This window comes from Streptomyces sp. NPDC001980, from assembly GCF_040296885.1.
Taxonomy (GTDB): Bacteria; Actinomycetota; Actinomycetes; order Streptomycetales; family Streptomycetaceae; genus Streptomyces.
In genome coordinates this window covers 253,897-266,555 of record NZ_JBEOYD010000004.1, presented here as the reverse complement: position 1 = coordinate 266,555, position 12,659 = coordinate 253,897, and the positions used below count along the sequence as shown (strand labels likewise).

At 71.4% G+C, this 12,659-nt stretch carries 14 protein-coding genes; 5 read left to right on the top strand and 9 right to left on the bottom strand.

Going from position 1 to position 12,659, the window contains the following annotated elements; translation table 11 throughout:
* Window positions 1–28: 28 nt before the first annotated feature.
* The 4 genes from ABT137_RS08045 to ABT137_RS08030 all read left to right on the top strand — a co-directional run bounded on the left by ABT137_RS08045 (window position 29) and on the right by ABT137_RS08030 (window position 3,920).
* Window positions 29–814, top strand: coding sequence for an FMN-binding protein (locus tag ABT137_RS08045; protein WP_351704274.1), 786 nt, complete (start codon window positions 29–31; stop codon window positions 812–814).
* A gap of 55 nt (window positions 815–869) precedes the next feature.
* Entirely contained in the window at window positions 870–1,610 is a 741-nt protein-coding gene (locus ABT137_RS08040; RefSeq protein ID WP_502984492.1) for an FAD:protein FMN transferase, read from the top strand.
* Between the two features lie 251 nt (window positions 1,611–1,861).
* On the top strand, window positions 1,862–2,029 hold the full coding sequence (locus ABT137_RS08035; RefSeq protein ID WP_351704268.1) for a hypothetical protein: 168 nt from the start codon (window positions 1,862–1,864) through the stop codon (window positions 2,027–2,029).
* A 76-nt stretch (window positions 2,030–2,105) separates the two neighbouring features.
* Window positions 2,106–3,920 carry an ABC transporter ATP-binding protein gene (locus tag ABT137_RS08030; protein ID WP_351704265.1) on the top strand — a complete coding sequence of 605 codons (1,815 nt, stop codon included), beginning with the start codon at window positions 2,106–2,108 and terminating at the stop codon, window positions 3,918–3,920.
* Here the strand turns inward: ABT137_RS08030 and ABT137_RS08025 are convergent.
* The 7 genes from ABT137_RS08025 to argC form a co-directional block, all read right to left on the bottom strand.
* Entirely contained in the window at window positions 3,915–4,661 is a 747-nt protein-coding gene (locus tag ABT137_RS08025; RefSeq protein ID WP_351704262.1) for a zf-HC2 domain-containing protein, read from the bottom strand. The genes ABT137_RS08030 and ABT137_RS08025 overlap by 6 nt on opposite strands.
* Window positions 4,651–5,238, bottom strand: a complete 588-nt coding sequence (locus ABT137_RS08020) for an RNA polymerase sigma factor (protein ID WP_351704259.1) — start codon at window positions 5,236–5,238, stop codon at window positions 4,651–4,653. The genes ABT137_RS08025 and ABT137_RS08020 overlap by 11 nt, the downstream gene beginning before the upstream one ends.
* 151 nt (window positions 5,239–5,389) lie before the next feature.
* Window positions 5,390–5,935 carry an arginine repressor gene (locus tag ABT137_RS08015; protein WP_351704256.1) on the bottom strand — a complete coding sequence of 182 codons (546 nt, stop codon included), beginning with the start codon at window positions 5,933–5,935 and terminating at the stop codon, window positions 5,390–5,392.
* Window positions 5,936–5,942: 7 nt separating this feature from the next.
* A complete protein-coding gene (locus ABT137_RS08010) occupies window positions 5,943–7,139 on the bottom strand; it encodes an acetylornithine transaminase (RefSeq protein WP_351704253.1) in 1,197 nt (398 codons plus the stop codon).
* Complete coding sequence (argB, locus tag ABT137_RS08005) at window positions 7,136–8,038, bottom strand: acetylglutamate kinase (RefSeq protein ID WP_351704250.1); 903 nt, start codon at window positions 8,036–8,038, stop codon at window positions 7,136–7,138. The genes ABT137_RS08010 and argB overlap by 4 nt, the downstream gene beginning before the upstream one ends.
* Window positions 8,035–9,213 carry a bifunctional glutamate N-acetyltransferase/amino-acid acetyltransferase ArgJ gene (gene argJ / locus ABT137_RS08000; RefSeq protein WP_351704247.1) on the bottom strand — a complete coding sequence of 393 codons (1,179 nt, stop codon included), beginning with the start codon at window positions 9,211–9,213 and terminating at the stop codon, window positions 8,035–8,037. Before argJ ends, argB begins: the two co-directional genes overlap by 4 nt.
* Window positions 9,210–10,238: an N-acetyl-gamma-glutamyl-phosphate reductase gene (argC, locus tag ABT137_RS07995; protein ID WP_351704244.1), complete on the bottom strand. Its 1,029-nt coding sequence runs from the start codon at window positions 10,236–10,238 to the stop codon at window positions 9,210–9,212. Before argC ends, argJ begins: the two co-directional genes overlap by 4 nt.
* A 255-nt stretch (window positions 10,239–10,493) precedes the next feature.
* Between argC and ABT137_RS07990 the strand changes: the two genes are divergently transcribed.
* A complete protein-coding gene (locus ABT137_RS07990; RefSeq protein WP_351704241.1) occupies window positions 10,494–11,288 on the top strand; it encodes a hypothetical protein in 795 nt (264 codons plus the stop codon).
* Here ABT137_RS07990 and ABT137_RS07985 read toward each other — a convergent pair.
* A complete protein-coding gene (locus ABT137_RS07985; RefSeq protein ID WP_351704238.1) occupies window positions 11,260–11,679 on the bottom strand; it encodes a GtrA family protein in 420 nt (139 codons plus the stop codon). The two genes, ABT137_RS07990 and ABT137_RS07985, sit on opposite strands and share 29 nt — an antisense overlap.
* Window positions 11,679–12,653, bottom strand: a complete 975-nt coding sequence (locus ABT137_RS07980; RefSeq protein WP_351704235.1) for a glycosyltransferase family 2 protein — start codon at window positions 12,651–12,653, stop codon at window positions 11,679–11,681. Before ABT137_RS07980 ends, ABT137_RS07985 begins: the two co-directional genes overlap by 1 nt.
* Between the last annotated feature and the right edge of the window lie 6 nt (window positions 12,654–12,659).

Genomic DNA, 12,659 nt, shown 5'->3' with positions numbered 1-12,659 from the left:
AATCCAGGGAATCGGGAGTTCGTAAGCGATGAGGAAGAGTCACCCCATCAGGCGTGTGGTGCTGGCCACCGCGGCGACCGTGTCCGGTGTCGTGCTGCTGCTGTCGCTGAAGCCGTCGTCGGACCCTGCGTCCGCGTCCGCGGCGGGCGCGGCCCCGTCGGCCGCGGCGGCGGGGCAGGAGTCGCCGCAGGGCGGCACCGGGGCCGCCGGGGCCACGACGGTGGACGGGGACGCGACCCAGACGCAGTACGGAGTCGTACAGGTCCGGCTGACCGTCGCCAACGGCAAGATCACCCAGGCCCAGGCGATCCAGGCGCCCAAGGGCGGCACCAGCGACCAGAAGACCGCGCTGTCGGTGCCGCAGCTCAACAAGGAGACGGTGGCGGCGCAGAGCGCGAACATCGACTCGGTCTCCGGGGCGACGTACACGAGCACCGGCTACAAGCAGTCGCTGCAGTCGGCGCTGGACAAGCTGAAGGAAGCGAGCGCGTCGTCCGGTTCCTCGTCCGGCTCGTCCTCCTCCGGGGCGGCGCAGGCGCAGGCCAAGACGGTGACCGGGCAGGTCGCGCAGACCCAGTACGGGCCGGTCCAGGTCAGGATCACCGTCTCCGGCGGGAAGATCACCAAGGCGGAGGCGGTGCAGGCGCCCAGCGGCGGCACCAGCGACCAGAAGACGGCGCTCTCCGTGCCGAAGCTCAACCAGGAGGCGGTGGCGGCCGGCAGCGCGAACATCGACTCCGTCTCCGGGGCCACCTACACCAGCACCGGCTACAAGCAGTCCCTGCAGTCGGCGCTGGACCAGGCCGGTGGCTGAGGCGGTGGCCGAGTCCGCGGAGGCTCCCGCCGCGGTGCGTCATGCGGAGGAGGTCATGGGGACCGTCTTCTCCTTCGACGTCCGCGGCGGGGATCCGGATGCCGTACGGGTGGCCCTCGACGAGGCGGTCGCCGGACTGCACCAGGTCGACGAGGTGTTCAGCACGTACCGCGAGGACAGCCAGCTGTCCCGGCTTGCACGGGAGGAGATCGGCGTCGGCGACTGCGATCCCGAGGTCGCCGAGGTGCTGGAACTGGCGGCCGAGGCGGAGCGGGTGAGCGACGGCTGGTTCAGCACGCGCTACCGGGGGCGACTCGATCCCACCGGGATCGTGAAGGGCTGGTCCGCGGAGCGGGCGGCGCAGACGCTGGCCCGGGTGGCCGGGGTGAGCGGCGTGAGCGTGAACGGCGGCGGCGACGTCCAGATGTTCGGCGCACCCGAGCCGACGCGGGCGTGGCGGGTGGGGATCGCCGACCCGTTGCGGCCGGGTGGGCTGGCGGCGGTGATCTCGGCGGCGGGGGTGGCGGAACTGGCGGTCGCCACGTCCGGTACGGCGGAGCGGGGCGCCCATATCGTCGATCCGCGGACCGGGAAGTCGGCGGTGACGGATCTGGTGGCGGTGACGGTGGTGGGGCCGCGGCTGACGTGGGTGGACTGCTGGGCCACGGCGGCGTTCGCGATGGGGTCGCGGGCCGGGTTGGCCTGGCTGGAGTCGCTGCCGGATGTGGAAGGGCTGTTGATCACGGCTGGTGATGAGGTGCGGTGCACCGGGGGGCTGGCCGCGCGCCTGGGCTGAGGTGAGGGTAGGGACGCTCACCGGCGCTTGCCGGGTGCCGCCCGCGCCCACCCGTGCCGCCCCAGCGGCACGACTGCCCGCGGCTTGAGAGAAACGGCTGGGGGAGGAACTGCGCGACAAGCCCCCACCGGCACGCAGCCGAACAACGGTCAGGACATTTCCGAGAAGTTTTCCAGATTTGTCCCGTAAAACGCCATCCCGATCCCTTCCCCGGCCGTACCCCCTGTGACGCAAGTTTCGGGAGGAACACCATGGCCGTCTTCAGCAACCTGATGCCGTTCAAGAACCGGCACAACGACCACGACCACAACCACGACCGCGACGACTTCTCGCGGCACGGGCACCGGCACGACCACGGCGACCGGCACGACCACGGTCACGACCACGGCGACCGGCACGACCACGGCAACCGCTACTGACCACACCTGAAGGCGGAGCGGACCGGCGCCGGGTCAGCCGGTCCGCTCCGCCGGTGTTTTCCGAGGAACCCCTCTCATGGCGCAAGTGCTGCGGCGTCTGCTGTCGGCCGGCGACCCCTCGGACACCGTGGTCGCGACCGCACCCCGGGTCTCCCCACGCGAGGTCTTCCGGCGGTTCTGGCCGTACACCCGAGGCGGCCGCCGCTGGCTCGTGCCGCTCGTCCTGCTGAGCCTGACCGGCCCCGTCGTCGACGCCGCGGAGCTCTGGCTCTTCAAGTTCGTCGTCGACGACGTGCTCGTCGGGCGGGAGTTGCGGCCCTTCCTGTGGATCGCGCCCGCCTACCTGGGCCTCGTCCTCTGTTCCGGCGTGCTCGGCTTCGCCGACGACGTGACCTCCACCTGGGTCGGCGAACGTTTCCTGCTCACGCTGCGCGCCGACGTCTTCCGGCATGTCCAGGGGCTCTCGCTCGGCTTCTTCGAGCGCCGACGGCTCGGGGACGTGCTGTCGAGGGTGACGGGCGATGTCGACGCGGTGGAGACGTTCCTGCTCTCGGGTGTCGCGGACGCCCTGTACTACGTGATCAGCCTGGGCGTCTACCTCGGCATGCTGTTCTACCTGCGCTGGGACCTGACCCTGCTCGCCCTCGTCGTCGTACCGCTGTTCTGGGGTGCGGCCCGGTACTTCTCGCGGCTGGTCAGGGACGTCTCGCGGGAGCGCAGGCGGCGCGGCGGGGCGCTCGGCGCGATCGCCGAGGAGTCGCTGGGCAACGTCGTCCTCGTGCAGGCGTACAACCGGCAGGCGTGGGAGGCACGCCGGTTCGAGCGGGAGAACGCCGGCCGGTTCCGGGCGGCGATGGCCTCGGCGCGGATCCATGCCGTGTACGCGCCCGCGGTCGAGTTCGTGGAGGTGGCCGGCGGCCTCGCGGTGCTGGCTCTCGGCACCTGGAAACTGGCCCAGGGCCAGCTCACGCTCGGCGGGCTGCTGGTCTTCCTCGCGCTGATCGGCAAGCTGTACGGCCCGGTCCACGGGCTGTCCGGGCTCGGCACCACCTTCTACACGGCCTCCGCCGCCGCGGAACGGATCATCGAACTGCTCGACGAGCGGCCCCAGGTGACCGAGGCGGCCGGCGCGCGTCGGCTCCGCCGGGCCCGGGGCGCGGTGGAGTTCGACGGGGTGTGGTTCCGCTATCCCGGCACGGCGGCCTGGACGCTGTCCGACGTGTCGTTCCGGGCGGCTCCCGGGGAGACGCTGGCGCTGGTCGGGGCGAGCGGGTCGGGCAAGTCCACGCTCGCGAAACTGCAGTTGCGGTTCTACGACCCCGACCGGGGCGCGGTCCGGCTCGACGGCACCGATCTGCGCGAGCTCAGCCTGACCGACGTCCGGGAGAACATCGCGGTGGTGTTGCAGGAGACGCTCGTCTTCCACGGCACCGTGCGGGAGAACATCGCCTACGGCCGGCCGTCGGCCACGGAGACGGAGATCGTCGCGGCGGCGCGGGCCGCGGACGCCCACGAGTTCGTCGAGCGGCTCCCGGACGGCTACGACACGCTCGTCGGACAGCGCGGCCGGACGCTCTCCGGCGGACAGTGCCGGCGGCTGGCGATCGCCCGGGCGATGGTCCGGGACGCCCCGGTGCTCCTCCTGGACGAGCCGACCGCCGGACTGGACGTCCGCTCGGCGCGGCGGATCATGGAGCCGCTGCGCCGGCTCATGGCCGGGCGGACCACCGTGGTCATCTCGCACCAGCTGCCGACCGTCCGCGACGCGACCCGGATCGTGGTGCTCGACCACGGCCGGGTCGTCGAGGACGGCGCGCACGCGGATCTTCTCGGGCGACAGGGGCCGTACGCCCTGCTGCACCGGCTCGGCTCGGGGGCGGTGCTGTCATGACACCTCCGGGGTCACCACCTTGCCCTTCTGCAGCTGGGCGGTGGCGAGGACGGAGCCGTCGGCGGAGGTGAGGCGGGCGGCGGAGTACCTGGTGAGGTCCACGGGGACCGCCACGCCCCAGTTGCCGCGTCCGTCGCGCAGCGGGAAGTCACCGACCCGCGTGCTCGTACCGTCGGCGCGGGCCAGGAGGCAGGTGACCCTGCCGTTGTAGGGAGTGCCGGGGAGGGCGACGGAGACGAACATCCAGGCGGGGCTGCCCGGGTGGGCGTAGACCTCGCCGACGGGCTGCCCGCCGCCGGCCGGGATCATGTCCCCGACCAGCACGGGCTCGGACTCGACCGCGGGCGCCGAGGCGGTGACGGCTCCCTCGACGGCGCTGCCGACCGCCCAGCCGGCGAAGCCGACGGCGACCGCGGCGGTGGCGGCGACCGCGGCGAGCCGCAGCCGGAGCCGTCGGACCCGGACATGGCCACGCCGGACGGCACGGGCCCCCTCGGCCCCCGCCGCCTGCTCGGCCAGGCTGCGCGCCACCCGGGTCTCGAAGCCGGGCGGCGGGTCGCTCTCCGGCAGCAGGCCGATCAACCGGTCGCCGATCCCGGTGAGTTGGCGTACGTACTCCCGGCAGGCCGCGCACCCGTCCAGATGGGCGACCGCCTCGGCCCGCTCGCGGCCGGGCAGGACGCCCAGCGCCAGTTCGGCGCCGACCTCGCGCAGCTTCTCGCAGTGCGCGTCACCGGACATGGTCGCCTCCCTTCGGGGACGCGAGCGCGGTGCGGAGTTTCGCCATCGCCGCTCTGATCCGCGTCTTGGCCGTGCCCAGCGGGATCCGTTCCGCGTCGGCGATCTGCTGGGCCGTCATGCCGTAGATGCCGGCCATCATCAGGGCCCGGGCCTGTTCCCGCGGCAGCCGGGCCAGCGCGGCCCGGAGCTGGGTGGAGGCCTCGTCGGCCAGCGCCCACCGCTCAGGGGTCTCGGTGACCGCGTCGAGGAGGGGGTCGAGGTCCTCGGGTGCCATCGGTTCGGTCCGCCGGGCCCGGACGGCGTCGACGGCGAGGTTGTGGGCGATGGTGGTGAGCCAGGTCCCGACCGAGCCGCGGCGCGAGTCGTAGATCTGGGCATGCCGCCATGCGCGCTCGAACGTCTGCTGGGCGACGTCCTCGGCGAGCTGCTGGTCCCGGGTGACGGCCATCGCGACCCCGAAGACCCGGTGCTGGAATCTCCGTACGAAGATCTCCGCGAGCTCCGGGTCTCCGGTGGCCAGCCCGGACAGCAGAGCCTCGTCCGGGAGCCGGCCGACAGGGAACCGGAATCCCGACACACCCCTGTGTACGTTCGACGGCCGCCAGGGGATTGCCCGCCCGCCTGACCGCTCGCCGCGGAAGATCACACGGCCATTGTCCGTCGGCGGACCGGGCCCCGCACGCGGGTCGGCGGCGGGTTCGGCGGCCCCCTGTGCCCCTCGGGGGCCGTCAGTGGCCGTTCTGGGCCAGGCGCAGCAGGTGGTCCGCGAGGGCCTGCCCGCCGGTCGGCTCCCTGCTGATCAGCAGCACCGTGTCGTCGCCGGCGATCGTCCCGAGGATGTCGTGCAGTTCCGCCTGGTCGATCGAGGACGCGAGGAACTGGGCAGCGCCGGGCGGGGTGCGCAGGACGACCAGGTTCGCCGAGGCCTCGGCCGAGATCAGGAGTTCCTGGGAGAGGCGGCGCATCCGCTCCTCCTTCGCCGACTCCCCCAGCGGGGCGCGCGGTGTGCGGAAGCCGCCCTCGCTGGGCACCGCGTAGATCAGCTCGCCGTCGGTGTTGCGGATCTTCACCGCGTTCAGCTCGTCGAGGTCCCGGGAGAGCGTCGCCTGGGTCACCGTCAGCCCGTCGTCGGACAGCAGTTTCGCGAGCTGGCTCTGCGAGCGCACCGGCTGCCGGTTGAGGATGTCCACGATCCGGCGGTGCCGGGCGGTCCGGGTCTGCGGCACCGCAGGCCCCGCCCCGCCCGACTGGTCGAACTCCTGCGCCTGGCTCATCGTCGTCTCATTCTCCGGATCGTCCGTCCCCGCTCGCTGCGTCGAGGATGCCGGGCAGGGCGCTCAGCAGCGCGTCCGCCTCGGCGTCGCGGAGGTTCAGCGGCGGCATCAGCCGTACGACGTCGGGAGCGGGCGCGTTCACCAGGAACCCGGCCTCCTGAGCCGCCTGCTGCACCTGCGCTGCCAGCGGCTCGGTGAGCACGATACCCAGGAGGAGGCCCGCGCCCCGGACATAATCGATCAACCCGTGGCCGAGACCCTCGATTCCGTCCCGCAACCTCCCGCTCTGCCGCTTGACGTTCTCCAGCAACCCCTCGTTCTCGATGGTGTCGAGCACGGCGAGGCCGGCGGCGCAGGCGACCGGGTTGCCGCCGAAGGTGGTGCCGTGGTGGCCGGGCTGGAGGAGTTCGGCGGCGCGGCCGAAGGCCACGGTCGCGCCGAGCGGCAGCCCTCCGCCCAGCTGCTTGGCGAGGGTGACGACGTCGGGCAGCACGCCCTCGTGGGCCTGGTACTCGAACCAGGTGCCGGTGCGGCCGATCCCGGTCTGCACCTCGTCGAGGACGAGCAGCGCGCCGGTGGCGGCGGTGATCGCGCGGGCCGCCTTGAGGTAGCCGGCCGGGGGCACGACCACGCCGTTCTCGCCCTGGATCGGCTCGATGACGACGAGCGCGGTCTCCTCGGTGACGGCGGCGGCCAGCGCCTGCGCGTCGCCGAAGGGCACGTGGGTGACGTCGGCGGGCAGCGGGCGGAACGGGTCCTGCTTGGCGGGCTGTCCGGTGAGCGCGAGGGCGCCCATCGTCCGGCCGTGGAAGCCGCCGTCGGTGGCGACCATGTGGGTCCGCCCGGTCAGCCGGCCGATCTTGAAGGCGGCCTCGTTGGCCTCGGCGCCGGAGTTGCAGAAGAAGACCCTGCCCTCCCGGCCGAAGAGCTGGATCAGCCGCTCGGCGAGGGCGACGGTGGGCTCGGCCATGAAGAAGTTGGAGATGTGGCCGAGGGACGCGATCTGCCGGGTCACGGCCTCGACGACCGCCGGGTGGGCGTGGCCGAGCGCGTTGGTGGCGATACCGCCGACGAAGTCGTGGTACTGCCGGTCCTCGGTGTCCCAGACCTTGACGCCCTCGCCGCGGACGAGCGGCAGTCGCGGGGTGCCGTAGTTGTTCATGAGCGCGCCCTGCCACCGCGCGGTCAGTTCCTGGTTGCTCATGACTCCCCCTCCTGGTCCGGCACGACCATCGTGCCGATGCCTTCGTCCGTGAAGATCTCCAGCAGGATCGAGTGCTGGACCCGGCCGTCGATGACGCGGGCGGTGGTGACGCCGTTGCGTACGGCGTGCAGGCAGCCCTCCATCTTCGGCACCATGCCGGAGCTGAGTTCCGGCAGCAGCTTCTCCAGTTGGGAAGCGGTGAGGCGGCTGATCACCTCGTCGGAGTTCGGCCAGTCCTCGTAGAGGCCCTCGACGTCGGTGAGGACCATGAGGGTCTCGGCGCCCAGAGCAGCAGCGAGTGCCGCAGCCGCCGTATCAGCATTGACGTTGTAGACATGTCCGTCGTCCTCGGAGCGGGCGATGGAGGAGACGACCGGGATCCGGCCGTCGGCGAGCAGTGCCTCGATCGCGCCCGTGTCGATCGCGGTGATCTCGCCGACCCGCCCGATGTCGACGAGTTCGCCGTCGATCTCGGGCCGGTGCTTGGTGGCGGTGATGGTGTGGGCGTCCTCGCCGGTCAGTCCGACGGCTAGCGGCCCGTGCTGGTTGAGCAGGTTGACCAGCTCGCGCTGGACCTGCCCGGCGAGCACCATCCGTACGACGTCCATGGCGTCCTCGGTGGTGACCCGCAGCCCGGCCTTGAACTCGCTGACGATGCCGTGCTTGTCGAGGGCGGCGCTGATCTGCGGGCCGCCGCCGTGCACGACGACCGGCTTGAGGCCGGCGTGGTGCAGGAAGACGACGTCCTGGGCGAAGGCCGCCTTCAGGTCCTCGTCGATCATGGCGTTGCCGCCGAACTTGATCACGACGGTCCTGCCGTTGTGACGGACCAGCCAGGGCAGGGCCTCGATGAGGATCTGCGCCTTGGGCAGCGCGGTGTGCTTACGCGTGACGCTCATGACGAGTAGGCGCTGTTCTCGTGGACGTAGTCGGCGGTCAGGTCGTTGGTCCAGATGGTGGCGGTCTCGGAACCCGCGGCGAGGTCGGCGACGATGTGCACCTCGCGGTAGCGCATGTCGACCTTCTCGCGGTCCTCGCCGACACCGCCGTTCTTGCAGACCCAGACGCCGTTGATGGCGACGTTGAGCTGGTCCGGCTCGAAGGCGGCCTTGGTGGTGCCGATGGCGGAGAGGACGCGGCCCCAGTTGGGGTCCTCGCCGTGGATGGCGCACTTGAGGAGGTTGTTGCGGGCGATGGAGCGGCCCACCTCGACGGCGTCGTCCTCGGAGGCGGCGTTGACCACCTCCACCTTGATGTCCTTGCTGGCGCCCTCGGCGTCCCGGATCAGCTGCTGGCCGAGGTCGTCGCAGACGGCGCGGACGGCCTCGGCGAACTCCTCGTACTCCGGGGTGACGTCGGCGGCGCCCGAGGCGAGCAGCAGCACGGTGTCGTTGGTGGACATGCAGCCGTCGGAGTCGACACGGTCGAAAGTGGTTCGCGTGGCGGCCCGCAGTGCCTGGTCCAGTACGTCGCTCTCGACGACCGCGTCCGTGGTGAGCACGACCAGCATGGTGGCGAGGCCCGGGGCGAGCATGCCGGCGCCCTTCGCCATGCCGCCGACGGTCCAGCCGTCCTTGGTGACCACGGACGTCTTGTGCACGGTGTCGGTGGTCTTGATGGCGATGGCGGCCTTCTCGCCGCCGTGCGGGCTGAGCTGGGCGACCGCCTTGTCGACGCCGCGCAGCAGTTTGTCCATGGGCAGCAGTACACCGATCAGGCCGGTGGAGCAGACGGCGACCAGGCCGGCCGCATGGCCGCCGGTCTCGTCGTACCCCGCGGTGTTGAGCGACTCGGCGACCTTCTCGGCGGTCGCGTGCGTGTCCTGGAAGCCCTTGGGACCCGTGCAGGCGTTGGCGCCGCCCGAGTTCAGGACGACGGCGGTCAGCTCACCGCTCTTGAGCACCTGCTCGGACCACAGCACGGGCGCGGCCTTCACGCGGTTGGAGGTGAAGACGCCCGCGGCGGCAAGGCGGGGCCCGGTGTTGACCACGAGGGCCAGGTCCGGGTTGCCGCTCTCCTTGATCCCGGCGGCGATGCCCGCGGCCGTGAATCCCTTCGCTGCCGTCACGCTCACGGCGCAACTCCGATCGTGGTCAGCCCGGTGGTCTCGGCGAGACCCAGGGCGAGGTTCATGCTCTGGACGGCACCGCCGGCGGTGCCCTTGGTCAGGTTGTCGATGGCGCTGATCGCGATGATGCGGCCCACCGACTCGTCGTATGCGACCTGCACCTGAACGGCGTTGGAACCGTGGACGGACGCCGTGGCGGGCCACCGGCCCTCGGGGAGCAGATGGACGAAGGGCTCGTCGGCGTAGGCCTTCTCGTAGACCGCGCGCACGGACTCCCCGGTCACCCCGGCCACGGCCTTGGCACTGCACGTGGCGAGGATGCCCCGCGGCATCGGCGCGAGCGTCGGCGTGAAGGAGACGGCGACGCGCTCCCCCGCCACCGCGCTCAGGTTCTGGATCATCTCGGGGGTGTGCCGGTGGCCGCCGCCGACGCCGTACGGCGACATGGAGCCCATGACCTCGCTGCCCAGCAGGTGCGGCTTGGGCGCCTTGCCCGCGCCGGAGGTGCCGGACGCGGCGACGATCAGCGCCTCGGGCTCGGCGATCCGGGCGGCGTAGGCCGGGTACAGGGCGAGGGAGACGGCGGTGGGGTAGCAACCGGGCACCGCGATGCGCTTGGACCCCTCCAGCGCGGCACGGGCACCCGGAAGTTCGGGGAGGCCGTAGGGCCAGGTGCCGGCGTGCGGGGAGCCGTAGAAACGCTCCCAGTCGGCCGGGTCGGTCAGCCGGAAGTCGGCGCCCATGTCGACGACGAGGACGTCCGGGCCGAGCTGCTCGGCGACGGCGGCGGACTGTCCGTGCGGGAGCGCGAGGAAGACGACGTCGTGCCCGGCGAGGGCCTCGGCGGTCGTCTCCGCCAGCACCCGGTCGGCCAGCGGGAGCAGATGCGGCTGGAGCGCGCCCAGGCGCTGGCCCGCGTTGGAGTTGCCGGTCAGGGTGCCGATCTCGACCTCGGGGTGCGCGAGGAGCAGCCGCAGGACCTCTCCGCCCGCGTACCCGCTCGCTCCGGCCACCGCCGCACGTACCGCCATGTCCATCCTCCTCCAGATGGCATGACTATACGGTTCCCTGCACTTTTATGCAACGCATTCCATCGGCGCACGCGACCACAGCCGACGGCACCCTGATCATGCCCATGAGGCGACGACGGAGAACGTCCTCCCCCTACACCCTCACACCCTCCCTCGTGCTCCGCGGCTGTCCTCGATGACAGGATGTCCGGCGGGGAGCCGGCTTGCCGGGATCACGGGGATGGGGAGTGGCGGAGTGCCGAGACGGACCTGACCGTGCGGCTGCCCTTGCTGCTCGCGCTGGGTACCGCCGCGGCGGACTCCGCCGAGGCCGAGGCCCGGGTGCGTGCCGTGGTGCAGGAGGTCCTGCGAGCCGGTCCCGCCGTCATGCGGGTCGCGGCCGTGCACGCCTGGAGCGCGTTCGACGCCCAGGCACCGGTCCGGGAGGTGGACCTGCTGGTGGAGATCCTCTCCGACCCGACCCTGCGTCCCCGGTTCGAGGACATCTGGTACGTGCCGAACATCGACGACGCCTTCAGTCGTTCGGACGTGGCCTCCTGGACGGCCTTTCTGTTCGAGGACGCGCCCGCGGCCGCGCTCCGCTTCCTCGTCCGGCTCGTCGGTGCGGCGCGCCGGACGGGCGACGCGCCGCTGTGCGGGGCCGCGCTGGACGAGGCCTGGCGGCTGCTGGTGGTCCGGCCCTCCGCGGCGCCCGAGCTGCTGCCTCTCGCAGGCGAGTTGCTCGCCGACCCGGACACCGGTGTGCGGTACCGGGCGGCCCACCTGCTCGCGGTCCTGGGGGCACGGGCGGCCCCCTACGCCGACGGGCTGGCCGCACTCCTGGACGACCCCGGCGAGGCCGAGTTCCTGGAGGGCACCGTCGGCGACCACGCCCGCTGGGCGCTGGCACGCATCGGCGACCCACAGTCCGGGGGGGCGGACCGGCGGCTGTCCCCGTACCGGGACTACCGCGCGTTCCTGCAGGACGAGGAGATCCGGTCCGCAATCGACGAGGTGCTCGCCCTGGGAGAGGGCGGCGCGGCTACGCCGCCTCCACCTTCGGCAGCATGACCCACCGCGACACCACGAACGTCACCGGAATCGCCGCCGCCGACGCCATCAGCGGAGCGAACCTGCTTCCCGCATGCAGCACGTCGACGATCACGTACACCCCCACGGTGGTGATCACGAAATTCGTGGCGTTGGTCAGCGGGAACAGCAGGAATTTCCGCCAGGTGGGACGGGTCCGGTAAGTGAACTTCGCATTGAGAAAAAAGGAGCCGATCATGCTCAGGAAAAACGCGAGAATATGCGCGGCCAGGTACGGCAAACTCCTCAGAAAAAGCAGGTAAAGGCCGTAGTACGTCGCGGTGTTGACGACGCCGACCACCGCGAAGGTGATGATCTGCCCGGATATCGGGCGGGTGGGTCCGGTGGCGGTCGGCAGGGTGGCGTTCGGCATCAGGGGATGAGGTCCTTCGTCGTGCCGCGGCTGCGGTCTTCCGTTCGGTCCACGTTCGTCGCCTTCACCAGGAAGTGCGGACGCCCCTTGACCTCGTAGTAGATCCGGCCGGTGTACTCGCCGATGACCCCGAGCATGATCATCTGTACGCCGGCCAGGGCGGTGACGGCTGTAATGATGGTGACATAGCCGGGCGTCTGGACGCCGTTGATCATCGCGCCCCCCACGATCCACGCCGTGTACGCGCCGGCGAGGGCCAACAGGGTCAGGCCGAGGTAGAGCGCGGCGCGCAGCGGGCGGTTGTTGAAGGAGAGCAGCCCGTCGAGGCCGTAGTTGAGCAGGCTGCGGAACGACCAGGAGCTGCTGCCGTGTTCACGCACCGCGTTCTCGTACTCGAAGGTGGTGCTGGGGAAGCCGACCCAGGCGAACAGCCCCTTGGAGAACCGGTTGTACTCGGTGAGGCTCACGACGGCGTCCACCACCCGGCGGGACATCAGCCGGAAGTCGCCCACGCCGTCGACGAGTTCGACGTCGACCATCCGGTTGATGAGCCGGTAGTAGAGGCGGGCGGTGAGGGTGCGGGTGAAGCGGTCGCCCTGCCGGGTGCGCTTGGCGATGACCTGGTCGTAGCCCTCGCCGCGCAGTTCGACCATGCGCTTGATGAGCTCCGGCGGGTGCTGCAGGTCGGCGTCCATCACGATCACCGCGTCGCCGGTGGCGTGCTTCAGGCCGGCCAGCAGAGCCGACTCCTTGCCGAAGTTGCGGCTGAAGGAGACGTACCGGACGCGCGAGTCGCCGTCGGCGATCTTGCTGAGGAGGGGCAGGGTGCGGTCACGGCTGCCGTCGTCGACGTACACGAACTCCATGTCGTGGCCGAGCGGCAGGAGTTCGTTGGCGATCTTCTGGACCTGCTCGTGGAAGCGCTCTATGACGTCTTCCTCGTTGTAACAGGGCGCGACGATCGATATCAGCATGGGTTT

Excerpts from the sequence above, each read along its gene's own strand:
- ABT137_RS08045 (WP_351704274.1), top strand. The coding sequence starts at position 29 with ATGAGGAAGAGTCACCCCATCAGGCGTGTGGTGCTGGCCACCGCGGCG.
- ABT137_RS08040 (WP_502984492.1), top strand. The coding sequence starts at position 870 with ATGGGGACCGTCTTCTCCTTCGACGTCCGCGGCGGGGATCCGGATGCC.
- ABT137_RS08035 (WP_351704268.1), top strand. The coding sequence starts at position 1,862 with ATGGCCGTCTTCAGCAACCTGATGCCGTTCAAGAACCGGCACAACGAC.
- ABT137_RS08030 (WP_351704265.1), top strand. The coding sequence starts at position 2,106 with ATGGCGCAAGTGCTGCGGCGTCTGCTGTCGGCCGGCGACCCCTCGGAC.
- ABT137_RS08025 (WP_351704262.1), bottom strand. The coding sequence starts at position 4,661 with ATGTCCGGTGACGCGCACTGCGAGAAGCTGCGCGAGGTCGGCGCCGAA.
- ABT137_RS08015 (WP_351704256.1), bottom strand. The coding sequence starts at position 5,935 with ATGAGCCAGGCGCAGGAGTTCGACCAGTCGGGCGGGGCGGGGCCTGCG.
- ABT137_RS08010 (WP_351704253.1), bottom strand. The coding sequence starts at position 7,139 with ATGAGCAACCAGGAACTGACCGCGCGGTGGCAGGGCGCGCTCATGAAC.
- argB (WP_351704250.1), bottom strand. The coding sequence starts at position 8,038 with ATGAGCGTCACGCGTAAGCACACCGCGCTGCCCAAGGCGCAGATCCTC.
- argC (WP_351704244.1), bottom strand. The coding sequence starts at position 10,238 with ATGGCGGTACGTGCGGCGGTGGCCGGAGCGAGCGGGTACGCGGGCGGA.
- ABT137_RS07985 (WP_351704238.1), bottom strand. The coding sequence starts at position 11,679 with ATGCCGAACGCCACCCTGCCGACCGCCACCGGACCCACCCGCCCGATA.
- ABT137_RS07980 (WP_351704235.1), bottom strand. The coding sequence starts at position 12,653 with ATGCTGATATCGATCGTCGCGCCCTGTTACAACGAGGAAGACGTCATA.